Raw genomic sequence first — 23881 nt, 5'->3', positions numbered from 1 at the left:
GACAGATTATGATTTATTATGATATTACTGACATTATCAATCACTCTAAATTTTCTACTAAGGTGAGTGGTATACAGCGCGTTGTTCTTGAAGGTCTGCGTGGTCTGGATGGGGATTATACAATATTTTTTATGAGCCCTATTACTGGAAGGACATATAAAGTAAGCGGATTAGAAAACATAAAAATTAACGATCTTACACCGTTTGTAAACCTGTGGATCTACGCCGATATTTATATATCAAAAAGCAGTGGTAATCTCGATAAGTATTTCGAAAAACTACGTACACTTGGCAGAAAAAAGAAAGCAGTCAGTGATTCTTACTTCATCTTCTCAAAAATACCGAGTGTCAAAAAAATCAGTCATGCTGCAGTTATTAAATATTTAAGAAATAAAATTTCTTTATATCCTGGGTTGACCGTTTCTGAAATAGAGAACTTCACGGATGGGGCCTCTGTTGCCTTATTCGGTGGCGTCTGGAATTTCCAGGATAAATATCAGACACTCATGGAAACTAAATGGCACGGCCTACGTAAAGTCTTCATGGTTTACGATATGATTCCAATTGTCTCACCTTATGTTCCTGATGAACTAAAAGCAATGTTCAAAAAATATATTCCTTTTGTTCTTGAGCATGCTGACAAAATCATTGTTAACTCTAACAGTTGTAAAATGGACCTGGTCACCTATTGTTCAGGCCATGGCATTACGGCTCCGGATATTGATGTCGTACATTTATCTCATAAGTTACCTGCTGCTTCGGGTAAAGTAAAAACAGATCCCGATTTTGAATATCCATTACGCGTTAGAAAATTACAAAATGAGCAGTACGCATTCTGTGTAGGTTCTATCGAGTCACGTAAAAACCACGTAAATCTTATTCTTACCTGGATTAAATTCTTCAATAGTCCTGAATATGCTAACCAGAAGCTAGTCATTGCGGGCAAATGGTTATGGGACACTGAAGAGTTAGCGAAACAGCTTACCTATTCTGGTCATGTCTATGGCAGCGTTATCGTTATGCATGATGCATCGGATGCTGAGATCGCTGAGCTGTATAAAAATTGCCGATTCACCGCATTCCCTTCGCATTATGAAGGCTGGGGTTTGCCTCTGGGCGAATCGCTTGCGCTAGGCAAACCTTGCCTGCACTTTGATACATCTTCTCTTAAAGAAGCGGGATATGGTATGACTGTAGCCGTTGAATATCCAAACTATAAAGAATATTACAATGAATTTAAAAAGCTTATGACTGACGATGAATATTATCAGCAGCGATTAAATATCATTGAAGAGAACAAGCACAAGTTAAGAAGTTGGCAGGATTTCTCATTGGACATTAAACATGTTTTTAGCGATGAGGAAAAAATTCAGTGACCGAAATATGTAACGCAATATGGCTGGGGCCAGATTCCCCTGTTGATTATGTTAATGTCAGTCTCGATTTTATTAACACCGCTGAAACGCGTTTATCATCTGAACATTATCATAAATACAAAGTCATAAATTTCACAGAAGCATGTATCTCAGACTTTGCGAAATGGCCTTTTATACTTGATGAATTATTTAAACTGAGTGATGGTGAGTCCCAATTCGTAATAAAGTTTAATACACTATCGAGCACTTTCTCGGTGCCAAAGTTTTATAAGCAAATCCATCACCTTTCTGATGGTACTGTAGAGTTACTGTCACTTGAAAACACCGATGTTGCAGGCATCTACATACTCAACTTCAAAGCATTGAGGAGAGCCTTTTCCAGTGAACGTTCCTGGAGTTTTGGCATTGTCTGGGATGGTAAAAATGAAAACCACCTTGAATCCTATGTGCGGAGTGTTGAAAAGCAATTAAAATATAATTCAGAAATCGAACTTATTATTTGCGGGCCTGAACCTTCATTTGATATTAACATTGATCACTCTGTAATTATTAGTGATGAGCATACCGAGAAATATTCCAATATTTCGAGAAAAAAAAATAAAATAATCAAAAAGGCTAAATACGAGAATATCTGTATTGCTCACAACAGATATCAGCTGGATGATAATTTTATTAAGAGTTTTGACCGAATCCAGCATGACTTTGACGTCTGTGTTGTCAAACAGGTTCTTACTGAAACAGGTGAGCGAGTACCTGATTGGGTTTCACAAGCATCTGACCAAAAGTTAACCGCTAACTATTTGCTGAATTACGGTGACTACTCTCCTTACATGTATGTCCCGGGAGGATTGGTTATTGCAAAAAGACATATCTTGCTTAAGAACCTTTTTAATGATCTCGGTACCTGGAATATGGCTGAAGATGTTGAGTTATCTCAGCGACTCATGTCGATGGATTATATACCCCGGCTCAATAGCAGATGTATAACAAAAGTTTTGCAACTCAGAAAAGAAATCATCGCAGACTTTATTACTCCTGACCTGAATAATTTCTATCGTAATATCGATCAGTTCTCGTCTGGAACACTAAATCAATACAATCATAATAGTTTCATCTATCGAAATCTGCTGCAATTGTTAAGAGATCCAGTTGCATTTTTAAAAAAAATCAAACGGAAGTTAAAGGGTTAGTATAATGAAGCAAAATGATATTATCATTGATGTTGGTGCGAACTTTGGTGGTTTCTCTTTAGAAATAGCTAAAAGAAATCCAACCTATAATGTCTATGCTATTGAAGCTGAACCAAATTTAGCTACGCAATTAGATGAAAATGCTACGAATAATGGCTTAGAGAATCATAAAGTTATCAATTGTGCGGTCAATGAAGAGGAGGGGGATTTTCAGTTTTATGTCTCCGAACTGGGAGACCATGGTACTTCCAGTTTGCTCCCGTTTTCTCAGGACAATATAACTCATGATGAGTACTGGAAAGACCGAAGTGATTTGCACCATTCAAAGAGTGTTGTTGTTCACGCTAAGCCACTTGAAAAGATTCTTGATGAAATCAGTTTTAATAATGTCGCTTTTATCAAAATTGATGTTCAGGGCCTTGATCTTGCCGTATTGAAATCGTCGGGTTCATATTTGAACAGGATTCAGGCGGGTATGTTAGAAGTGCCCTCTGTACTTTCAAAGTCACTCTATGACAATACCAGTGAAGACTTAATGTCTGCGTTAGCGTTCCTGAAAGAGAGCGGCTTCAGTGTTTATGCGGTAAAACCAAACGATCCAGCAGCAAACGAATTCAATGTATTCTTCGCCAGAAAGGGTCTGGACTACAAAAAAATTGAGGAACAGCTCAATCTGCTTAATTTTCATTTCTATGATGGGAAGCATTTCTGGCATGCGCCATCTCATAAACTTGAAAATCCTGAACAACATATTTTGAACTTAAATGAAGTTATTTCTTCGCAAACGCAGGAAGTTGAGTCATTGAAGTTAAAAATAGACTCTGTAATTTCTGAAAATAATGAATTGAAGCAGGCTTTAGACGCAATTCAAAGTAATAAAGCCGTGCGATTCTTAAAGTCGATTAAATTAATTAAGTGAGAATGATATGCTCAATATTGTAATTCCAATGGCTGGCGCTGGAAGTCGTTTTGCTAAAGCTGGTTACCTGGATCCAAAGCCATTAATTAAGGTGCATGGCGTACCAATGGTTAATATTGTTATTAACAACCTTAAGCCTGAACAGCCGCATAAGTTTATTTTTATCATTCAAAAAGAACATGAACAACGCTATCAGCTTTCTGCTTTATTAAAAAGTTGGGAGCCTACTTGTGAAGTAGTAACCACAGACGGCCTTACTGAAGGTGCTGCCTGTACTGTTTTATTAGCAAAAGATCATATCAACTCAGATGATCCGTTAATGATTGCTAATAGCGATCAATATGTAGACTGCTCTGTTGATGAATATCTGAATTTCATGACATCGAATAACTATGACGGATTGATAATGACGATGAAGGCTGATGACGCTAAGTGGTCTTTTGTTGGATTCGATGCTGAAGGTAAAGTCAATAAAGTTGTTGAGAAAGAAGTAATTTCTGACGAAGCTACTGTTGGTATTTATAATTTTAGTAAAGGTAGTGAGTTTGTTAATGCCGCTGAAGAAATGATTAATAAAAATGAGCGTGTAAATAACGAGTTTTATGTTGCTCCGGTCTACAATTATCTCATTGCGAATGGAGCGTCTATCGGCGTATTTAATGTGGGTTCTGAAGCCGATGGTATGTATGGCTTAGGAATTCCAGCAGATTTAGATCTTTTCAAATCTCTTGAATTGTCTAAAAAAGCCACTGCGGGGATATAAAATGGAGATTATTAGCCATCGTGGGTACTGGAAGTCTCCCAGTGAAAAAAATGCTCTGGAAGCCTTCAATCGTTCTTTTGATCTCGGTTTAGGCACTGAAACCGATGTAAGAGACTTCAATGGTCAGTTGGTGATATCACATGATATTCCTACCGGCAGTGAGATGACGGTTGAAGAGTTTTTTAAGCTGGTAGGTGATGAAACGTTTTCTTTGGCTCTGAATATTAAATCTGACGGTTTGGTCGATAAACTTAGTCAGCTTATCGAACAGTATAATATTCGAAATGCATTTGTTTTCGATATGTCAGTTCCAGACCAGATATCCTATGCGCGAAATGGTAAAATTTCATTTTTTTCCCGCGCCAGTGAATATGAACCCGTTATTTCGTTATATGAGACATGTCACGGTGTATGGCTGGATGCATTCAAATCTGTCTGGTATGATGAAAAATACATACAAAACATTCTGAATGACGGTAAGAAAGTTTGTATTGTTAGCCCTGAGTTACATAAAAGAGATGATTATAAAGACCTCTGGAATATGCTTTCAGTTTCTGGTCTTAAAGATTCCGAGAATGTCATTCTCTGTACAGATTTTCCAGAAGAAGCTATTGCTTTTTTTAAGGAGTCAAAATGATCAAGGCTGTTATTTTCGACATGGATGGTGTATTGATTGAAGCCAAAGAATGGCATTACGAGGCCCTCAACAAGGCTTTGAATCTTTTTGGCTACAATATTAATCGATATGACCATTTAACTAAATTTGATGGTCTGCCGACTAAGGATAAGTTGAATATTCTTTCCGCTGAATATTCATTGCCCCGCGAATTACATGCTTTCATCAATGAGATGAAGCAGCATTATACAATGGAAATTGTACACACGAAGTGTAAACCTCTTTTCATTCATGAATATGCTTTATCACGATTAAAGTCTGAAGGACTTCTCTTAGCAGTCGCATCAAACTCCATAAAAAATACCGTCACAACAATGATGGAAAAGGCCGCTCTGAGTCAGTATCTGGAAGTCATGCTTTCTAATGAAGATGTGAAAAAAGGCAAGCCTGATCCAGAAATTTACACGAAGGCAATTGGCCTCCTGGGTTTGAAAGCCGAAGAGTGCGTCGTCGTTGAAGATAACGAGAACGGTATCAAATCTGCTACTGCAGCAGGCGCAAATGTGCTGGTTGTGCATGATGTCAGCGATGTGACTTATCGTAACATTAAAGCTTATATCGACTCTGTTAGTGGAGAATTAAAGTGAATGTAATTGTACTCGCTGCTGGAGAGAGCTACACAGACAGTGCAGATAAAGGTTATCCGCTTTGTCTTACTGAATTTAATGGCGTTCCACTGCTGCAGAAGATTTCTGAAAAACTGGCATTTAATGCCGGCAAAACTGTTTTCCTCTTTCAGGATAAACACATTAAAAAACATCATTTAAACAATATTGTTCAGCTTCTGAGTAATGGTAATTTTGAATCCTTTCCTGTGCCTGAAAATACTGCAGGTGCTGCCTGCACTGCACTATTGGGCGTTGTCGGTCTTGACCAGGAGGAGCCATTGTTAATTGTTAGTGCTAATCAGTATTTAGATATCGATTATCAGGAATTCACAACTGAGATGAAATCTAATAACTATGATGCTGGCACAGTAATTTTTGATTCCGTTCATCCAAGGTATTCGTATGTGTTGCTGGATGAACAGAAAACCGTTGTTGAAGCATCTGAAAAAAATCCAATCAGCCGTAATGCTACTGCTGGCGTTTACTGGTTCAGTAAAACCCACGATTTTTCCAATTCGGTAATGAATATGATTCGTAAAGATGCACGAGTCAATGAGCATTTTTACATCTGCCCTTCATTTAATGAGCTTATTCTTTTAGGGAAAACAATAGGTGTTAAAGAGATTGATAAAAGTTTTTATCATCCTCTGAAAACTCAAACCCAATTTGATTCTAATAAGGGTGACCTGTGAAAAGCTTTGAACTTGATAAAATGACAGCAGGCTGGTTTGTTGGTGGTTTCCAGCCCACCGCTTTTTCGGATGATACCTGTGAAGTAGCCGTTAAACGTTATCAGAAAGGTGCTTTCGAGAAAGAGCATTATCATAAAATTGCGACGGAAATAACCTGCATCGTTGAAGGTGAAGTAATTATGTGCGGCAAGAAATGGACTACAGGCGACATTATCGTTCTGGAACCAGGAGAAATTACTTCATTTGAAGCTTTAACCGATGTCATTACGACAGTTGTAAAGTTACCCGGTGCTTTAAATGATAAGTATGTAGTGTGAAAAAATGGTGGTGTACATTTACACCACCTTATCTTTTAGCCCGATTCTATCATGACTGCTTATCAGTAACCGTTCCTGCTAATCACCTTTTTTGGTGCTCTTTAGCAAAATATATTTACCCTACCAGCAAATCCCCGCTACGAATCTCTCTTTCACCCGCCAGTCTCACAACCAGCATGCCTGCCGTTGCAAACTTCACCCAGTGTCTCGCATAGAGAATACCGCCATGCTCTGCTACCAGTGGCGTGATGTGGTCGGTCAGCGGATCGACAATCTCAGCCACTACTTCTCCCGGACGAATCAATGCGCCTAAAGGTTTACGATGCAGAATCAGACCTGACACCGGTGAATGAATATATTCACAGCCCGCTAACGGCGTAGGTGGATTTTTCAGGGCAGGGGAGGCCGCCGCCGATCCTTCGCTATGACGCTCTTTGATGACGCCGGTCTCTCCCGGTGCTTCAGTGAGGTCTGGCACGTTTAAACCAATCGGCCCGTCATTGATGGCCACGATATCATCACCGCCCGCGCTCGCCGGGACCAGCTCATCGCCGCCAATGACGGGCGCAGCCACTTCGACGGAAATTGAAGGTTCGCTGTAGCCGATATAACCGCCTTCCTGCAATGCCGAAATAATCGCATCCGCATCTTTCTCCGCTTGTTCAGGCGACACATCACGCACGCCACGTAACTCAAGCGTCACCGGCAGCAATCCACGTGGCATCGGGTAATCTTTGCCAAATCGTTCAGCCAGCGTCAGCCAGGGTTCGCAGCAGGCTTCATCAAACGGCTCACCGCCAGAGATCTGCGCCAGCAGCTGTACTTCACTGCCTAACCAGCGCGCCAGTGGCTCAATGTCCGGCCAGGCGTGTGGCGTAGTGTAGAGATGAGGCACAGCTTCCCAGTCACAGTGCAGGTCAATCATCAGATCCGCCTGGCTGGCCATCCGCATCAGTGTATAGCGCTGCGCATCCAGCTCGGTTTTGGGCACGGTATCGCGATAGTGACGATCAATCGCCTCACGGATCAGACTCTTATTCTGCGTTTCACTCTGGGTCAGGCTTTCGGCCAGCCCGGCGGCCAGAGTGGTGCCCAGTGACGGGAAACGACGATTAAAGTCCTGACCGGAGAGCGTATGGAAGCGACCCAGATGGGTGCCGTGCCAGTGCTGTCCCAGTGCCAGAGGATTGGCAACCGGAACCAGGGTAAAGGCGGCTTTGAGTTGTCCGGCCGACTCCAGCGTCTGCAGTTTCTGTTTCAGAAACCATGCCACCGCCATACCGGGCAGTTCGTCGCCATGCAGCGCAGCCTGGATATAAACCTGGCGCTCGTTGTCCGGAGCAAAATGGAAACTGATGATTTCACGCTGGGTGCCTAAAGAGGCGCTTAACAGTGGATGATGTTGTTGATGCATACCGTGTTAATGTCCTTTAATCGGCAAAGGACGACAGCGCGCCGTCCTGAAAAAGTTAAAGTATAGTGCCGGATCGCGGTGAGGACGAAAAAGGGCGATCGCGAGGTTACTGCTGGATAGAGATATCCGTAGCAAAGTAGCGCTTCTGAATCTGGTCAAAGGTGCCGTTCTTTTTGATTTCAGCGAAGGCATTATCCAGCGCCGTTTTCAGTTCGGTATCGCCTTTACGCAGACCAATTGCTGTACCGGGACCGATAATCGGATCCTGAATAATCGGGCCAGCCAGTTCAAAATCTTTGCCCTGCGGATGCTTCAGGAAGCCAATGGCCGCCTGTGCCGCATCGGTGAAGACCGCATCCAGTCGGCCTGAAACCAGATCGCTTTCAACCTGTGCCTGATCGCCATAAGGCACCACAGTCACACCATAGGGCTGCCATTTCGCCAGCGCATAACGCTCCTGCACCGTTCCCTGTTCCACGCCAACCGTTTTTCCTTTCAGAGACTCAACCGTCGGCAGCACGCCAGAACCTTTGCGGGCAACCAGCTGGGTGTGGGTGTCATAGAGCGGCACGGTGAAATCGATCTGCTTCAGGCGCTCTTCGGTAATCCCCATGTCAGACAGGATGGCGTCAAATTTACGGGCCTTTAGCGCCGGGATCATGCCGTCAAACTGGCTCTCAACCCAGACACACTTCGCCTGCATCTGCGTACAGAGCGCATTGCCCAGATCAATATCAAAACCGACCAGCTTGCCCTGTGGCGTTTTCGATTCAAACGGCGGATAGGTCGGATCGACCGCGAAACGCACCTGTTCGATTTTCGCCTGAGCGCCAAAAGCGCAGCCTGCCATAACTGCCACAGCCAGCGTCTGACGCAGGCGTTGAGTGAAAATGTTCATGATTTTGCTCTTATTCTGTCGTGATGAGTGTTTATGCAGAGTATCGCCGGGCTGCCGGGATGGCAATTACTGCGTTATCTTCACCACGTCAGCCGCACAGAGCGATCGGTAATCTTCGGTGTTCAGGATCACTGAGCGCTCCAGCAGACCGGCGTTAAATGCGATCTCCGGATAACGTTCAAACAGCGCCGGGTCGACCACCAGTCTGAGGTCGGGATGAAAGCTGAACGGCGGGATCGCCCCGAATACGCAGCCGGTCAGCAGATCGGTCTCCGCCGGACTGGCGAGTGAGGCGCGTCGTCCACCGACCGCTGCTGCGACTTTGCCCAGATCGGCCTGCTGATCGGCCGGTAAAACCGCCAGCACATGCTGTTTAACGCCGTTGCCCTTTACATGACAGACCAGCGCTTTCGCGCCCTGGCCGATTTCGGTGCCGCGTATCGCCGCAACGGCTTCACATTTACCGGTCGCCTCGTGTTCCATCAGGCGATAGCGTGCCTGGTGCTGGTCGAGCAGGGCGATTAATTTTTCATGGGTCGTCACGGTTCTCTCCTGCGGTCAGTTGCAGCATCAGTGCCTGCAGCATGTGCGGTTGACGCGGCAATATGCCGGTTTTCAGACCCAGCGGTTTAAGCGCCCGGTTGAGGGTAGCCAGCGTGGTATTCTCCCTGTCCTGCTCAATATCAGACAGTGTCCGGCGGCTAATCCCGGCCAGCGCGGCGTAACGTTCCTGAGAGAATCCCAGCACGTTTTTGCGAAGCTGCATCAGGAGCTCGCCCTGTGACAGTTTCTCTTCAAGAAACTGCTGAAGTAGGTCCAGCAGCATCGCTTCGCGTTCAAAAGGTGACAGCGTTTTTTTCATAGTTGCCAGCCTTCAATACGCTGATCCAGATAATCGAATCCCATCGCTGGCATAGTCAGAATTGATGCCGGAACGCCGCGTTGCTGCAGGCGCTCTCTGAGTCCGGTTAGCTGGCGAGCCAGCGCGGCCAGTTCGGCCAGTAATCTGTCAGAGGGGACCAGATCACCTAACGCCTCAGCAATCTGCTGCCATTGATAATATCCTCCCTCTTCAAAAGGTGATCCCCATTGCGTCGTTCGTACCACGCCTTCAGGATCCGCCTTCATCGGGGCAAAATCATAGATGGGTGCAAGCCACATACCGGTGTTCTGTTTCAGGATTGCGCTGTTACGGCCATGATTATCTGAATTGCCAAACGCAATATTTAGCATGTCGCGTTTTACCCACTCAATGACGAATGCCTCCTGCGCGCCTCTTTCAGGATTAAGTCGTTTAATCAGAGTGCGGATCACCTCGAAATGATTGAGATAGCTGCCTGGTGGTTTTTGAAGTATCGAATAGACAGACTCCAGGCCATACATCACTTTTTCGCCCTCAATGTAACTGACATCAAAGCGAGGTAACCATAAGGAAGGATAGCGGCTACCTTCACGCAACTTCATGTGCTCACAAGGAATCGTGTCGAAACCCATTGCCTCCAGCTCATGATAGTAGTGGTATTCGGCGCGAAGTATGTCGCAGTCGATTGCACTACGCGTTCCGCGCGGATACTTGACCAGATAATGGGCATCCTGATTGTGTAAATCATCCTGCCAGGTATCTATCCATACTTCATCCTGCGGCGTACAGCGTAATAAGAGTTTGGGTGCCTCACCACCAGCCCCGGTCGCTCCGCCGCTGGCTGCACCCATTTGCTGTGCATACGCCAGAAAATCACTGTCACGTTCGATGACCCATTCAGATGGGAAGCGCCGATCGCGTAACTGACTCTGAGCGGGCAATGTGGGTATTGACTCTTTAATACGCAAGTTTCCCACTGGCGCAATCGTGCCCGATTTCAACAGCCAGTAGTCCTGCTCAACCGCAGATTTCCCCTGCAACCCCAGTTGCTGAACCCAGTAACGTCGGCTGGCCCCGGCAGGAATGATGTCATCAAGGAAGGTGAACCACGGACGTGCGGCATAACTGCCAATAAGCATGACCGGATAATTCAGACTGCAACTGGCGTAATCATTCCGATCAAGATACTCAACAGCGTAGTCAAAGTCGTACGCAAGTAAGGCGGCGCTTTCACGGCCCTGGAGGGGATGCTGAATATTGAGTTGGGCGGCATCATACCAGCGGCCCTTAATAAATAGCTGGAGTGTGAGCATGGCAACACCTGTTGAGCAATATTATGCTCAACAATAGCGTTTAATTTAATTTTTGAGAAGGATTCTGCTCAGAATCCGCATAAAAACGAAATTCTGAGCAGCATATTGCACAATTATTGATGGCGGGCGCGGAGGTTATTAATCACGGCGCTGAAGTCGAGATCCTGATCCTGTAACAGCACCATCAGGTGATAGACCAGGTCTGACGCTTCATTAGTCAGTTCTTCCCGATCGTTGACGGTTGCCGCCAGCGCGGTCTCAACCCCTTCTTCGCCCACTTTCTGCGCGATGCGCTTGGTGCCGCTGGCGTAGAGGCGTGCGGTATAAGAGCTTTCAGGGTCGGCTGTTTTGCGCGACGCCAGCAGCTCTTCCAGCTGATAGAGGAAGGTCCACTCAGGCACGGCCGGAGAGAAGCAGCTGGTGGTGCCCAGATGGCAGGTCGGGCCAATCGGGTTCGCCAGCACCAGCAGCGTGTCGTTGTCGCAGTCAGGCGTGATGCTCACCACCTGCAGAAAGTTGCCGGAGGTCTCGCCTTTGGTCCACAGACGGTTTTTGGTGCGTGAGAAAAAGGTGACATTGCCTTCTGCCAGGGTTTTTTCCAGCGCCTCAGGGTTCATGTAGCCATGCATCAGCACTTCGCCTGAGACGTTGTGCTGAACGATGACTGGCATCATGCCCTGTGTTTTGTCCCAGTCGAGAAGGGTCAGTTGTTGTTCAGTTAGCACGCGCGAATCTCCACTCCGTTGTCGATCAGAAAGCTCTTCAGCTCACCAATATTAATAATCTGCTTATGGAATACCGAGGCGGCTAACGCACCATCCACATTTGCCTCAGTAAACGCATCGAGGAAGTGCTGCATGGTGCCTGCGCCGCCAGAGGCGATCAGGGGCACGTTGCAGACTTCACGCATTTTCTTCAGCTGCACCAGGTCATAGCCGTTACGCACGCCATCCTGATTCATCATATTCAGCACGATCTCGCCTGCGCCCAGCTTCTGCACTTCCTGCACCCACTCTAGCGTCTCCCACTGTGTTACGCGGGTACGCGCTTCGTCACCGGTATATTGATTCACCTGATATTTGCCGCTGGCTTCGTCAAACCAGGTATCGATGCCGACCACGATACACTGCACGCCAAAACGGTCCGCGAGGCGGGTGATGAGCGAGGGATCGGCCAGCGCTGGCGAGTTAATCGAAATCTTATCCGCACCAAACTCCAGAATGCGCGCTGCGTCTTCCGGGGTTTTAATGCCGCCTGCGACGCAGAACGGAATATCGATCACTTCCGCAACGCGTGACACCCAGCTTTTATCGACGACGCGGCCATCAGATGAGGCGGTGATGTCATAGAACACCAGTTCGTCGGCACCTTCGGCAGCATAACGCTGCGCCAGCGGTACGATGTCGCCGATGATCTCGTGATTGCGAAACTGTACGCCTTTGACCACCTGGCCGTCACGTACGTCCAGACAGGGAATTATCCGTTTTGCCAGCATGAGATCGCCTCCGAAACTGTGAATTTATCTTCCAGCAGCGCACGTCCGACAATCACGCCCTGAACGCCGCTGCCGCGCAGGGCGGCGATATCATTGAGGTCGCCAATGCCACCCGAGGACTGGAAAGCAATCGTCGGGAAGCGCGCCGTCACTTCCTGATAGAGCGCAACATTGGAACCGCTCAGGGTGCCGTCACGGGAGATGTCGGTGCACAGCACGTGCTTCAGACCCACCTGCTGAAAATCGGTAATCACCTCTTCCAGCGTCACGCCTGCCGCTTCCTGCCAGCCACTGATCGCCACTTCTTTGCGGTTACTGGCATCAATGCGCACATCTAATGCGAGCACAATCGCCTCTGCGCCAAACTCTGCAAACCACCGCTTCACCTCTTCAGGCTGCTTCACGGCGGTGGAACCGACCACCACACGACTCGCGCCAGCTTCCAGCAGCGCGTGCACATCGTCACGACTGCGAATGCCGCCACCGACCTGCACCGTGACATCAACGCCGTCGAGCAGGGTTTTCAGCAGCGCAATCTGGCGTTTCGCCGGATCTTTCGCGCCGGTTAAATCCACCAGATGCAGCACGGTCGCGCCCTGGCTGACGTAATCCTGCAGACGTGGCAGCGGATCGCTGCCGTAATCGCGCTGCTGACCATAATCGCCCTGATGCAGACGAACCACTTTGCCGTCAATTAAATCTAACGCGGGGATAATCATTACATCTCCAGGAAGTTTTTCAGCAGCTGCGCGCCCGCTTTGCCCGAGCGTTCCGGATGGAACTGAACGCCGAAGAAGTTATCTTTCTGTACCGCGGCGGTGAAAGCTTCACCGTAGTGACACTGAGCGATGGTGCTGGCATTGACCGGCATCGCGTAGCTGTGGACGAAGTAGAAATAGCAGCCTTCGTCGATGCCACGGAACAGATGATTGCCCGCCTGCGCCGTAATCTGGTTCCAGCCCATGTGCGGCAATGGCAGGCCGTGGGTGTCCATTAACGAAACCGGCTCATCAATAATGCCCAGCGTCGGCACGCCGCCATTTTCATCGCTGCCACGTCCCAGCAGCTGCATACCCAGACAGATCCCCAGCACCGGCTGGGTACAGGCTTTCACCAGATCGATCAGGTCACGCTCTTCCAGCTGATTCATTGCCGCCTGCGCGGTGCCGACGCCCGGCAGAAACAGTTTATCGGCGCGCAGCACCACATCGGGATCGCGGCTCACTTCCGGGGTGTAGCCCAGACGTTCAATCGCCCACTTTACCGATGAGAGGTTGGCGCAACCGGTATCCATGATCACCACGTTCATCACAGCACTCCCTTCGAGCTTGGCAGAGTATTGCCCTCAACGCGGATCGCCTGGCGCAGCGTACGACCAAAAGCTTTAAACAGGCTTTCGACGCGGTGATGGTCGTTCTTGCCTTTGGTTTTCAGATGCAGGGTGCTCATCATGGCGTAAGAGAGCGAGCTGAAGAAGTGCTCGACCATCTCGGTGCTGAGGTCGCCCACGCGCTGATAGTTGAACTCTGCTTTAAACTCGATGTGCGGACGGCCGGAGATATCCAGCGCGCAGCGCGCCAGACATTCGTCCATCGGCAGCACAAAGCCAAAACGGCCAATGCCGCGTTTGTCGCCCAGCGCTTTCAGCAGTGCTTCGCCCAGCGCCAGACCGGTATCTTCCACCGTGTGGTGATCGTCAATGTAGAGATCGCCTTTCACTTCGATGTTCATGCGGAAACCGCCGTGCACCGCAATCTGGTCCAGCATGTGGTCGAAGAAACCCACGCCGGTATTAATCTTGCTGCCGCCTTCGCGGTCGAGCCACAGTTCAACCCGCACCTGCGTCTCTTTGGTGTTGCGCTGCACCAGCGCATGGCGGTCACGCTGGGTCAGACGCTGCTGAATGGTCTGCCAGTTCTCGCCGTCCGCGCCGTAGCGGATAGGCTGAATGCCCATGTTCTCGGCCAGCTGCACATCGGTGAGGCGATCGCCAATGACATAACTGTTGGCGGTATCCAGCGCACCTTCCTTCAGCCAGGCTTCCACCATTCTGGTTTTTGGCTTGCGGCAGTCACAGTGATCGTCCGGCAGGTGCGGGCAGATCAGTACATCGTCAAACGCGATGCCCTGCGAGGTCAGAACCTGCATCATCAGATTGTGTGGACCATCGAAATCGGCCTGCGGAAAACTCGAGGTGCCAAGACCATCCTGGTTGGTGATCATCACCAGGCGATAACCGGCGGCCTGCAGCGCCAGCAGCGCCGGGATAACGTCTGGCTCAAATGCCAGCTTATCCAGTCGGTCCACCTGATAATCTTCAGGCGGCTCAGAGATTAATGTACCGTCGCGGTCAATAAAAAGGGTCTTCTGGCTCATGCTTGCTCCACAGAAAAGGCTTGCAGCGCGGCGATCACTCGTTCGCACTCTTCACGCGTGCCGATGGAGATGCGCAGGCATCCCGACAGGCCCGGATTTTTGTTCTGATCACGCAGGATAATGCCCTGATCCCATAAGGTTTTGAAGACTTTTGGTGAATCGGTAAAGCGCACCAGCACATAGTTAGTCTCGCTGGGGAAAACCTGCTCAACGCAGGTCAGCTGAGCCAGTTCAGTCTGCAGCCAGCCGCGGTTCGCATTCAGCTGTTCCACATGCTCACGCATCAGCGCAACGCCTAGCTCGCTCAGCGCCTGACCGGCCACATCGGCCACTGGTGTGGCTAGCGGGTAGGGTGCAATCACCTTCATCAGCAGGTCGATCACTGGCTTGTTCGCCAGCGCAAAGCCGCAACGCAGGCCCGCCAGCGCAAAGGCTTTAGAGAGCGTACGCAGGATCACCAGGTGCGGATAATCCTTCAGCCAGCCGGTGAGTGTCGCCTGCGGGCAGAACTCAATATAAGCCTCATCGGCCACGACCAGCGCTTTGCCCGCGGTCATCGTCAGCAGCTGACGGATATCATCCTGATCAATCAGGTTGCCGGTCGGGTTGTTCGGGCTGCAGAGATAAACGACTTTGACGCCATCCAGCTGTTCCGCGATGGCAGGCAGGTTCAGTTGCCAGTCACTGAGCGCCGGGACAGTACGGTATTCAATGCCGATGGTTTCAGCGCTGACGCTGTACATGCCATAGGTCGGCGGACAGAACAGAATCGCATCCTGACCCGGCTCACAAAAGGCGCGCATGATCAGTTCGATGGCTTCATCCGCGCCACGGCTGACCAGCACCTGCTCCGGCGTCAAGCCTGCATAAGCAGCATAGCGCTCAATTACCAGCTTAGGCTGACACTCCGGATAGCGGTTCAGCGTCTGCTGCGACAGCTCGAACGGCACCGGCAGCGGAAACTCGTTGGCATTGAGCCAGACATCACCGTTGCCACCCAGACGACGCGCCGACATATAGGGCGTCAGAGCGCGCACATTGGCGCGCGCCAGCTGCTCAATATTCTGACTCATGCTTGCTCCTTCAGTGCGGCAACGCGCAGGGTGACGGCATTCTTGTGGGCATCCAGCTGCTCGGCGGCGGCCAGCGTTTCAATCGTGGCGGCCAGATTCAGGAAGCCCTGCGGCGTCAGCTCCTGCACCGTCATGCGTTTCTGGAAATCGGCCAGGCCTAGGCTGGAACAGGTCGAGGTGTAACCATAGGTCGGTAACACGTGATTGGTGCCCGAGGCGTAGTCGCCTGCGGACTCCGGCGACCAGTCGCCTAAGAATACCGACCCGGCGCTGGTGATTGACTCCACCAGATCGCGCGGCTGACGGGTCTGCAGAATCAGGTGCTCCGGGCCGTAAACATTGGAAATCTCAACGCATTGCTCAAGGTCGCGCGCCACAATCAGGCGGCTGCTCTCCAGCGCCTGACGCGCCGTGGCCGCACGCGGCAACTGCGCCAGCTGCTGTTCAACTGCGACCGCGACCGCCTCGGCCAGCTTTAATGACGGCGTCAGCAGAATCACCTGCGAGTCAGGGCCATGTTCAGCCTGTGAAAGCAGATCAGACGCGACAAACGCAGGTGTGGCACCTTCATCAGCAATCACCAGCACTTCTGAAGGACCGGCTGGCATATCAATCGCCGCGCCATCAAGACGCTGACTCACCTGACGTTTGGCTTCAGTGACCCAGGCGTTGCCCGGGCCAAAAATCTTATCGACGCGCGGCACGGTTTCAGTGCCGAAGGCCAGCGCGGCGATAGCCTGCGCGCCGCCCACCTGAAACACCTCTTCTACGCCACACAGCTGCGCAGCATACAGGATCTCATCGGCAATCGGCGGGGGTGAACAGAGCACCACGCGACCACAACCGGCGATGCGGGCAGGGGTCGCCAGCATCAGCACGGTAGAGAAGAGCGGGGCGGAACCACCAGGAATATAAAGCCCGACCGACTTCACCGGGCGGGTGATCTGCTGGCAGCGCACGCCGGGCTGCGTTTCCACATCCACCGGCGGCAGAATCTGGGCGTTGTGGAAGGTTTCGATATTGCCCACCGCGACGGCCATCGCCTGCTTCAGCTCGTCACTCAGACGTGCGCTGGCTTCTGCGATTTGCTGCGGCGTCACACGCAGGTTTTCCACCTGCGCTTTATCGAAGCGGGCGCTGAACTCGCGGAGAGCGTCATCACCGTTCAGCTTTACCTGTTCCAGCACATTACGCACCGTCAGCGTGACGTTTTCAGAGGCGGCGATGGCAGGACGTAACAGCAGCGCCTGCTGCTGTTCGGGGGTACACTGCTGCCACTCAATCGGGGTAGAAAAGGCCATGGCTTACTCCATCATCTTCTCAATAGGCAGTACCAGAATCGAACTGGCACCCAGCGCTTTCAGTTTTTCCATGGTTTCCCAGAACAGAGTTTCGCTGCTGACCATGTGCATTGCCACGCGGCTGACATCGCCTGCCAGCGGCAGCACGGTCGGACGCTCAGCACCTGGCAGCAGGCTGATCACTTCTTCCAGGCGCTCACTCGGCGCGTGCAGCATGATGTACTTCGATTCACGCGCTTTAATCACGCCCTGAATACGGGTCATCATCTTGTCGATCAGCTCCTGCTTAGCGGCAGGCATCTCGCCGTCACGCTGAATCAATACGGCTTTCGAACGATAGATCACTTCAACTTCACGCAGGCCGTTGGCTTCCAGCGTGGCACCGGTAGAAACCAGATCGCAGATGGCATCCGCCAGACCGGCGCGGGTCGCCACTTCGACTGAACCGTTCAGTAAACAGGTTTTGAAGCTGACGCCTTTCTTGTCGAGGTACTGTTTGAGCAGGTGCGGATAAGAGGTAGCGATACGGGATTTATCGAGGCATTCCGGGCCGGTATACTCGGCGTCTGTCGCCATCGCCAGCGACAGACGGCAGCCGCCGAAATCCAGGCGGCGCAGCGTAAAGTAACGCGGATCGTCACCCTGGGCACGGCGCGAGAGCAGCTCTTCTTCCAGCACGTTCTCACCGATGATGCCTAAATCGACCACACCATCCATCACCAGACCAGGGATATCGTCATCGCGTACACGCAGGATGTCGATCGGCATGTTCTCCGCAAACGCAATCAGGCGCTGTTGCTGAAGGTTGATTTTAACGCCGCAGCGCGCCAGCAGTTCGCGTGAATCATCACTTAAACGGCCAGATTTCTGCATAGCTATGCGTAAACGGGTGTTATCTAACATGGTTCCTGTCCTCTTAATCCTGTCCTGAATGTGTGGTTGCATCAGCCCATAAAAAAACCCCCGGAAGACGATCTTCCGGGGGTTCTCTTGCGTTCACACCACTGGAAGATCTTGAGAGTCTTCCAGCACCAATCGCCTGAAAGACTAGTCAGGATGATGGTGGTGATGATGGTTGAACTGAACGCGTGTCATAATAATCTCGTCGATGAATGAGTATTCATTTGTGGGGTTTAACCTAGCGAAGATGGCTGCGCTTGGCAACACTTTTTTAAACGGGCGGTTCGGAAAGCGCTGAAACAGGTTGTTCTGGTTTGCAATCCGGGGGCAAACTACGGTGAAGTCAGGGTTGATGTTTCACGTCAGGAGTCAAAATGAAGAAGGTCGCGATTGTGGGACTGGGCTGGTTGGGTATGCCGCTGGCCACGGCATTAACCGCGCGAGGCTGGCAGGTCACCGGCAGCAAAACCACGCCAGATGGAGTGGAAGCCGCACGCCGTTGTGGCATCGAGGCGTTCCAGCTGGAACTGACGCCGGAACTGCTGTGTGATGCCGCCGATATCGAGCCGCTGTTCAACGTTGATGCGCTGATCGTCACGCTGCCCGCCAGCCGCACCGCAGAAGGCGGCGAGGCCTATCTGCAGGCGGTGCAGAATGTGGTCGATACCGCGCTGGTTTATAAAGTGCCGCGCATCATCTTTACCAGCTCAACATCAGTCTATGGTGGCAGCTCCGGTGTGAAGCGGGAAAACAGCCCGCTGACCGCAGAAACGGTAGCCGGAAAGACGCTGGTCAAACTGGAGAGCTGGCTGCACGATCTGCCGGGAACCAGTGTGGATATTGTGCGTCTGTCTGGTCTGGTCGGGCCAAAGCGTCATCCGGGACGATTCCTGGCCGGCAAGCAGGATGTGGCGAATGGCTCGCAGGGCGTGAATCTGGTGCACCTGGATGATGTGGTCGAGGCGATTACGCTGCTACTGCAGTCGCCGAAAGGAGGCCGGGTGTACAACCTCAGTGCGCCTAAACACCCGACGCGTGACACCTTCTATCCTGCGGTTACGCGCCAGCTGGGTCTGCAGCCGCCGCAGTTCGCGCCAGAAGCAGTGAAAGACAGTGGTAAACTGATAGATGGTTCCCGCATCTGTAGCGAACTCGGTTTCGAGTACCGCTATGACGATCCGGTTAAAATGCCGCTGGAGTAACCGGCGGCTGGTGTGGTTGCGGGGGCAGGGTGCCCCCGCTGAATTGTTTCATCGTTCTGTCTCCTGACTAGTTACAACATACTTTAAGGTTTCAAGGGCAGTGCAAAATGTGCCCGCAGACAGACCGAAGCTAGACAGGCCAGACAGTAAAGTCTGGCCCTCAGCCTCACACACCCAACCGATCCCTCAATGCGTACCATACCGCTCCCATCGCCGTCAGCGGCACCTTAAAGCGCCGCCCGCCGGGGAACGGCAGGTGGGGCAAGCGGGCGAAGGCGTCAAACCGTTCGGCGTCGCCACGTAACACTTCGCTAATCAGCTTGCCGGACAGATGGGTGCTGGTCACGCCATGACCGCTGTCGCCCTGCATGAAATAGACATTCTTTTCCAGCCGGCCAAACTGCGGCATACGCGACAGCGTCAGCAGGAAATTGCCGCTCCAGCTGAAGTCCAGCTTCACGTTTTGTAACTGCGGGAAAGTGCGGAGCAGCTTGGGTCGAATCAACGCTTCGATATCGGCCGGTTCCCTTGCGCCATAGACGACGCCACCGCCATACAGTAGCCGGTTGTCTGCGGTCAGACGGAAGTAATCCAGCAGGTAGTTACAATCTTCCACACAGTAATTGTTTGGCATCAGCGACAACGCCTGGTCAGATGTCAGCGGCTCGGTCGCCACAATCTGCGATCCGCACGGCATGCTTTTCCGGCTCAGACGCGGCTCCAGTTGGGGTGACAGGTAGGCGTTACCGGCGAAGATAACAAATTGCGCGCTCACCTCGCCCTGGGCGGTCTTCACCCGGTTAGGTGTGCCATAAACGACCTCAGTTGCGGCAGACTGTTCATAGATGCGCCCGCCATGTCGCCGGATGGCTTCCGCTTCACCCAGTGCTAGGTTCAGCGGATGCAGATGACCGCCGCGCCGATCCAGCAGCCCACCGACGTAGCGTTCGGTGGCGACTTCGCGGCGAATGGCGCGTTCGTCCAGCAGCTCCAGATCGTGATTCCCATAATGCTGCCACAACGTCTTCTGTTTTTGCAGATGCGCCATCTGGCGCGCATTAAGGGCCGCAAACACGCCGCCAGGCCGGTAATCGCACTCAATCGCATACCGCTTAATGCGATCGCGGATAATCTCAGCGCCTTCAAACATCATGCTGCCCAGCATACGGGCGCTCTCTTTACCATAGCGCTGCTCAATCACATCTACGTCGCGGCTATAGGAATTCACTACCTGGCCGCCGTTACGCCCGCTGGCACCGAAGCCAACCCGGGCCGCTTCCAGCACGACCACGTCGTAGCCGACTTCGGTCAGATGCAGCGCCGCCGAAAGACCGGTGAAACCGCCACCAATAATACAGACGTCACACTGAATGCTCTCCTGTAAGGTCGGCCAGGGCGCATGCGGATTGGCTGTCGCTGCGTAATAACTCTCCACATAATTCATAACAACCTCCTTGAAGCGCCTAAAAGTTGGCTGGCGTGTGGGCACTGACAATGCGGCAGGGAATTTCAGCACTGTTGGTGAAGCTGTGAGGTAAGCCGGTATCAATCACATAGCTCTCTCCGGCGGAGAGATGAAACTGCTGTCCGTTGATGACCAGCGTAATTTCACCTTCCAGCAGCGTGCCGGTCTCTTCCCCTGGATGACGCAGCTTCTCGCCGGTGCTGGCGCCGGGTTGATAGGTTTCCAGCAGCATGCCCAGCGTGCGCTGCGCACGACCGTTGTCGATCAGCTTCAGCGAAACGCCCTGACTGCCAATCTCCAGCAGATCGCTGGCGCGGACAATCACCTTCGGTTCCGCATCCGCTTTGGGTTCCGAGAAGAATTCTGACAGCGACAGCCCATAAACTTTCAGCAGCTTCTGCAGCGTGCTGACCGCCGGGCTGACTTTATCCTGCTCAATGGTGCTGATGGCGCTGTGGGTCAGTCCGGCCAGTTCGGCAACGCGACGTTGCGACAGCCCCATCGTCTGCCGGATCTGCGCCAGCCGTCGTCCCGGTGCCAGCGTGGTATCACTCATCGGCTTTTCCCCTGTGATAGCGAAGGGCGGCCTGTATAAAGCCGCTGAACAGCGCCTGCGAACCCGCCGTGCTTTCCGGCTGCCACTCAGGATGCCACTGCACCGCCAGGGCGAAGGGATGATGACGCAGACTCACTGCCTCAATCAGGCCATCCGGCGCGCGTGCTTCTACGCGCAGTTGCGGGCCCGGCTCACGTACGCCCTGGTGATGCAGTGAATTGACCCTTAGCGGGCTGTCGCTGTCCAGCAATGTCGCGAGCACGCCATCCGGTTCGATAGTGACCTGATGTGCCGGCGCATACTGCTGATCCAGTGGCAGCGTCTCATCTTCATGATGACGCTGAAACGGCGGCTGCTCACTGACCTCGCGCCATAGCGCTCCGCCATTGGCCACCACCAGTTCCTGCATTCCACGGCAAATGCCGAACATCGGCATTTTGTGGCTGGTGGCCCAGGTGATCAGCTGAAAGGCAAGACGGTCACGGCCCGGATCGGCATGCGGCTCTTCGCCCGCCTCGCCATAATGCCAGGGTTCGATATTGCTGGGGCTGCCGGTCAGCAGCAGGCCATCCAGAACGGCCATAGCGTTTTCTAATAGATGAGGCGCATTCATCAGACTGTGGGGCAGGGCCAGCGGCACGCCGCCCGCAAGGATAACCGCATCGGAATATTTGTTGTGAACCGTCTGAGTTAAGTGACCACCCAGATCTTTCTGGCACATCACTACGCCAATCAACGGCTTGTCAAAAATAATGCCCATCTCACGTCCTCGCATCACTGTTCGAAATATCTACCGAAAGGGCACGTCTGGCGGTTAAGTGTGCAATATTTTTTCAATCTAGCAATCTGCTGGTGGTTCTTCAAACAGATTTGTTACATTTGCACACTTTTTATGTTGGCGCTATGTTAGTGGTGTGGCTGTTATTTTGAGCATTACGCAAACCTAATAGGGGCGGGTGAGATCATGACTAACCTGGTAGAAGTCGAAGACTTTATGCTTCACAGTGAAGAGAAACGAACCAGCGCGTTCCAGCATGAGGTGAAAGCCTGGCTGGAGCGCCATCCTGAAACGCAGTATGTCGACATCCTGTTAAATGATTTGAATGGTGTGTTCCGCGGTAAGCGCATTCCGGTCTCTGCGCTGCTTAAGCTCGAAAAAGGGTGTTATTTCCCCGCCTCTGTGTTCGCCATGGATATCCTCGGCAACACGGTAGAAGACGCGGGACTCGGCCAGTCACTGGGCGAACCCGATAATCTCTGCCTGCCTGTCTCCGGTACCTTAGTTCCCTCTGCTTCTGACCCTCAACACATTGCGCAGCTGCTATTGACCATGTGCAACCAAGATGGCACTCCCTTTGACGTTGAACCCCGAAATGTCCTTAACCGGCTGTGGCAACAGCTGCGTAACCGAGGTCTGTTCCCGGTGGTAGCGGTAGAGCTGGAGTTCTATCTGGTGGACAAAAAGCGCGATGCTGAAGGCTTTATCCAGCCGCCATGTTCCCCCGGCAGTGATGAACGCAATATGCAGAGCCAGGTTTACTCGGTGGATAACCTCGATCACTTCGCCGATGTACTGCGCGACATCGACGATCTGGCACGTCAGCAGGGCATCCCGGCCGATGGTGCGCTGGCAGAAGCCTCGCCCGGACAGTTTGAAATTAACCTGCATCATACCCGCGACGTGCTGCGCGCCTGTGACCACGCAGTGCAGTTGAAGCGGCTGATTCGTCAGGTGGCAGAAAATCACGGTATGACCGCCACGTTTATGGCGAAGCCGTATGAGGAGTACGCGGGCAGCGGGATGCATGTACATATCAGCATGCTGGATGCCGCCGACCATAATGCGTTCGCCTGCGATGACGGCAGTGATTCGCCGATGATGAAACGCGCGCTGGCCGGCATGATCGACCTGATGCCGGCTTCAATGGCGCTGCTGGCACCCAACGTAAATGCCTATCGCCGCTTTGTCCCGGAGGCCTATGTGCCGTTGCAGGCCTCGTGGGGCCATAACAACCGGACCGTTGCACTGCGCGTGCCGTGTGGTGATATCGATAACCATCGTATTGAGTATCGCGTGGCGGGTGCAGATGCCAACCCTTATCTGGTGGTGTCGGCTATCCTGGCCGGGATGCTGCACGGGCTGGATACCCAGTTGCCTTTACCGCATCCGGTCACCGGCAACGGTCATCATGCCGAAGGGCTTGCACTGCCGATTCGTCAGAGCGATGCGCTGTATGAGTTTGACAGCAGCTATCCGTTGCAGAAGTTACTGGGCGAACGTTTTGCCAGGGTCTGGCACAGCTGCAAACATTATGAACTGATGCAGTTTGAACGGCTGATTACCTCTACGGAAATCGACTGGATGCTGAAAAACGCCTGAAACGCCTGTTTTCCGGCAGTTGCGTGCGCTTTTTTTGCATAACATGCCCCGATGGCTTGTATTTCTGCCACGGCTTAGGGCAGAATACGCGGCCTGCAAAATCAG

The 23881-nt window shown here is 51.6% G+C and carries 27 protein-coding genes and 1 other annotated feature; of the genes, 10 read left to right on the top strand and 17 right to left on the bottom strand.

All coding sequences use genetic code 11. The features are described from left to right. Window positions 1–8: 8 nt before the first annotated feature. Genes ACN1CO_RS08550 through ACN1CO_RS08515 form a run of 8 tightly spaced genes read left to right on the top strand, consistent with a single transcriptional unit; the run spans window position 9 to window position 6541 of the window. On the top strand, window positions 9–1376 hold the full coding sequence (locus ACN1CO_RS08550) for a glycosyltransferase (RefSeq protein ID WP_419138603.1): 1368 nt from the start codon (window positions 9–11) through the stop codon (window positions 1374–1376). Then, window positions 1373–2566: a hypothetical protein gene (locus ACN1CO_RS08545; RefSeq protein WP_419138602.1), complete on the top strand. Its 1194-nt coding sequence runs from the start codon at window positions 1373–1375 to the stop codon at window positions 2564–2566. The genes ACN1CO_RS08550 and ACN1CO_RS08545 overlap by 4 nt, the downstream gene beginning before the upstream one ends. Before the next feature lie 4 nt (window positions 2567–2570). Beyond that, window positions 2571–3485: an FkbM family methyltransferase gene (locus ACN1CO_RS08540; protein ID WP_419138601.1), complete on the top strand. Its 915-nt coding sequence runs from the start codon at window positions 2571–2573 to the stop codon at window positions 3483–3485. A 7-nt stretch (window positions 3486–3492) separates the two neighbouring features. Continuing rightward, the gene (locus ACN1CO_RS08535) at window positions 3493–4248 is read left to right on the top strand and encodes a glycosyltransferase family 2 protein (RefSeq protein ID WP_419138600.1); all 756 of its coding nucleotides are present in this window, start codon (window positions 3493–3495) and stop codon (window positions 4246–4248) included. 1 nt (window position 4249) lies between these two features. Further along, window positions 4250–4885 (top strand): phosphodiesterase, encoded by a 636-nt coding sequence (locus ACN1CO_RS08530; protein WP_419138599.1) that lies wholly within the window; start codon window positions 4250–4252, stop codon window positions 4883–4885. Beyond that, window positions 4882–5511: an HAD family hydrolase gene (locus tag ACN1CO_RS08525; RefSeq protein ID WP_419138598.1), complete on the top strand. Its 630-nt coding sequence runs from the start codon at window positions 4882–4884 to the stop codon at window positions 5509–5511. The genes ACN1CO_RS08530 and ACN1CO_RS08525 overlap by 4 nt, the downstream gene beginning before the upstream one ends. Continuing rightward, complete coding sequence (locus ACN1CO_RS08520) at window positions 5508–6224, top strand: glycosyltransferase family 2 protein (protein ID WP_419138597.1); 717 nt, start codon at window positions 5508–5510, stop codon at window positions 6222–6224. The genes ACN1CO_RS08525 and ACN1CO_RS08520 overlap by 4 nt, the downstream gene beginning before the upstream one ends. Continuing rightward, entirely contained in the window at window positions 6221–6541 is a 321-nt protein-coding gene (locus ACN1CO_RS08515) for a hypothetical protein (protein WP_419138596.1), read from the top strand. Before ACN1CO_RS08520 ends, ACN1CO_RS08515 begins: the two co-directional genes overlap by 4 nt. Window positions 6542–6656: 115 nt before the next feature. On the opposite strand, the gene ACN1CO_RS08510 is transcribed toward ACN1CO_RS08515, so the two are convergent. From ACN1CO_RS08510 to hisL, 14 genes are all read right to left on the bottom strand, one after another. Continuing rightward, window positions 6657–7955, bottom strand: coding sequence for a succinylglutamate desuccinylase/aspartoacylase family protein (locus ACN1CO_RS08510; protein WP_419138595.1), 1299 nt, complete (start codon window positions 7953–7955; stop codon window positions 6657–6659). Window positions 7956–8061: 106 nt separating this feature from the next. Beyond that, on the bottom strand, window positions 8062–8853 hold the full coding sequence (locus ACN1CO_RS08505; protein ID WP_419138594.1) for an ABC transporter substrate-binding protein: 792 nt from the start codon (window positions 8851–8853) through the stop codon (window positions 8062–8064). 66 nt (window positions 8854–8919) lie between these two features. Next, on the bottom strand, window positions 8920–9396 hold the full coding sequence (locus tag ACN1CO_RS08500) for a YbaK/prolyl-tRNA synthetase associated domain-containing protein (RefSeq protein WP_136197179.1): 477 nt from the start codon (window positions 9394–9396) through the stop codon (window positions 8920–8922). Then, entirely contained in the window at window positions 9383–9715 is a 333-nt protein-coding gene (locus ACN1CO_RS08495; protein ID WP_419138593.1) for a helix-turn-helix domain-containing protein, read from the bottom strand. The genes ACN1CO_RS08500 and ACN1CO_RS08495 overlap by 14 nt, the downstream gene beginning before the upstream one ends. Beyond that, the gene (locus ACN1CO_RS08490; protein WP_419138592.1) at window positions 9712–11028 is read right to left on the bottom strand and encodes a type II toxin-antitoxin system HipA family toxin; all 1317 of its coding nucleotides are present in this window, start codon (window positions 11026–11028) and stop codon (window positions 9712–9714) included. Before ACN1CO_RS08490 ends, ACN1CO_RS08495 begins: the two co-directional genes overlap by 4 nt. 113 nt (window positions 11029–11141) lie before the next feature. After that, window positions 11142–11753: a bifunctional phosphoribosyl-AMP cyclohydrolase/phosphoribosyl-ATP diphosphatase HisIE gene (gene hisIE / locus ACN1CO_RS08485; protein WP_419138591.1), complete on the bottom strand. Its 612-nt coding sequence runs from the start codon at window positions 11751–11753 to the stop codon at window positions 11142–11144. Beyond that, window positions 11747–12523 (bottom strand): imidazole glycerol phosphate synthase subunit HisF, encoded by a 777-nt coding sequence (gene hisF, locus ACN1CO_RS08480; RefSeq protein ID WP_004571310.1) that lies wholly within the window; start codon window positions 12521–12523, stop codon window positions 11747–11749. The genes hisIE and hisF overlap by 7 nt, the downstream gene beginning before the upstream one ends. After that, on the bottom strand, window positions 12505–13242 hold the full coding sequence (hisA, locus tag ACN1CO_RS08475) for a 1-(5-phosphoribosyl)-5-[(5-phosphoribosylamino)methylideneamino]imidazole-4-carboxamide isomerase (RefSeq protein ID WP_419138590.1): 738 nt from the start codon (window positions 13240–13242) through the stop codon (window positions 12505–12507). Before hisA ends, hisF begins: the two co-directional genes overlap by 19 nt. Then, on the bottom strand, window positions 13242–13832 hold the full coding sequence (hisH, locus tag ACN1CO_RS08470; RefSeq protein WP_008926061.1) for an imidazole glycerol phosphate synthase subunit HisH: 591 nt from the start codon (window positions 13830–13832) through the stop codon (window positions 13242–13244). Before hisH ends, hisA begins: the two co-directional genes overlap by 1 nt. After that, the gene (hisB, locus tag ACN1CO_RS08465) at window positions 13832–14899 is read right to left on the bottom strand and encodes a bifunctional histidinol-phosphatase/imidazoleglycerol-phosphate dehydratase HisB (protein WP_419138589.1); all 1068 of its coding nucleotides are present in this window, start codon (window positions 14897–14899) and stop codon (window positions 13832–13834) included. Before hisB ends, hisH begins: the two co-directional genes overlap by 1 nt. Further along, window positions 14896–15972, bottom strand: a complete 1077-nt coding sequence (hisC, locus tag ACN1CO_RS08460; RefSeq protein ID WP_419138588.1) for a histidinol-phosphate transaminase — start codon at window positions 15970–15972, stop codon at window positions 14896–14898. The genes hisB and hisC overlap by 4 nt, the downstream gene beginning before the upstream one ends. After that, window positions 15969–17273: a histidinol dehydrogenase gene (hisD, locus tag ACN1CO_RS08455; protein ID WP_419138587.1), complete on the bottom strand. Its 1305-nt coding sequence runs from the start codon at window positions 17271–17273 to the stop codon at window positions 15969–15971. Before hisD ends, hisC begins: the two co-directional genes overlap by 4 nt. Window positions 17274–17276: 3 nt before the next feature. Then, entirely contained in the window at window positions 17277–18176 is a 900-nt protein-coding gene (gene hisG, locus ACN1CO_RS08450) for an ATP phosphoribosyltransferase (protein WP_419138586.1), read from the bottom strand. Window positions 18177–18224: 48 nt separating this feature from the next. Then, window positions 18225–18345 (bottom strand) — a sequence feature (His leader region). Next, window positions 18321–18368, bottom strand: coding sequence for a his operon leader peptide (gene hisL, locus ACN1CO_RS08445; RefSeq protein WP_100396937.1), 48 nt, complete (start codon window positions 18366–18368; stop codon window positions 18321–18323). It overlaps the preceding feature by 25 nt. A 179-nt stretch (window positions 18369–18547) precedes the next feature. Here hisL and ACN1CO_RS08440 point away from each other — a divergent pair, with 179 nt between their 5' ends. Further along, on the top strand, window positions 18548–19375 hold the full coding sequence (locus ACN1CO_RS08440) for an SDR family oxidoreductase (RefSeq protein WP_107319916.1): 828 nt from the start codon (window positions 18548–18550) through the stop codon (window positions 19373–19375). A gap of 166 nt (window positions 19376–19541) precedes the next feature. Here the strand turns inward: ACN1CO_RS08440 and ACN1CO_RS08435 are convergent, their stop codons facing one another. The 3 genes from ACN1CO_RS08435 to puuD are packed head-to-tail and all read right to left on the bottom strand — an operon-like array spanning window position 19542 to window position 22156. Beyond that, on the bottom strand, window positions 19542–20819 hold the full coding sequence (locus ACN1CO_RS08435) for an NAD(P)/FAD-dependent oxidoreductase (RefSeq protein ID WP_419138585.1): 1278 nt from the start codon (window positions 20817–20819) through the stop codon (window positions 19542–19544). A 19-nt stretch (window positions 20820–20838) separates the two neighbouring features. Beyond that, window positions 20839–21396 carry an HTH-type transcriptional regulator PuuR gene (gene puuR / locus ACN1CO_RS08430; protein WP_419138584.1) on the bottom strand — a complete coding sequence of 186 codons (558 nt, stop codon included), beginning with the start codon at window positions 21394–21396 and terminating at the stop codon, window positions 20839–20841. Further along, entirely contained in the window at window positions 21389–22156 is a 768-nt protein-coding gene (gene puuD / locus ACN1CO_RS08425) for a gamma-glutamyl-gamma-aminobutyrate hydrolase (protein ID WP_419138583.1), read from the bottom strand. The genes puuR and puuD overlap by 8 nt, the downstream gene beginning before the upstream one ends. Before the next feature lie 204 nt (window positions 22157–22360). Here puuD and ACN1CO_RS08420 point away from each other — a divergent pair, with 204 nt between their 5' ends. Continuing rightward, complete coding sequence (locus tag ACN1CO_RS08420; RefSeq protein ID WP_419138582.1) at window positions 22361–23776, top strand: glutamine synthetase family protein; 1416 nt, start codon at window positions 22361–22363, stop codon at window positions 23774–23776. The last annotated feature ends 105 nt before the right edge of the window (window positions 23777–23881 follow it).

This window comes from Pantoea sp. R13S299, assembly GCF_048515925.1.
Lineage (GTDB): Bacteria > Pseudomonadota > Gammaproteobacteria > Enterobacterales > Enterobacteriaceae > Pantoea.
The sequence above is the reverse complement of the archived record's forward strand: the minus strand, read 5'-3'. Positions and strand labels throughout refer to the sequence as shown.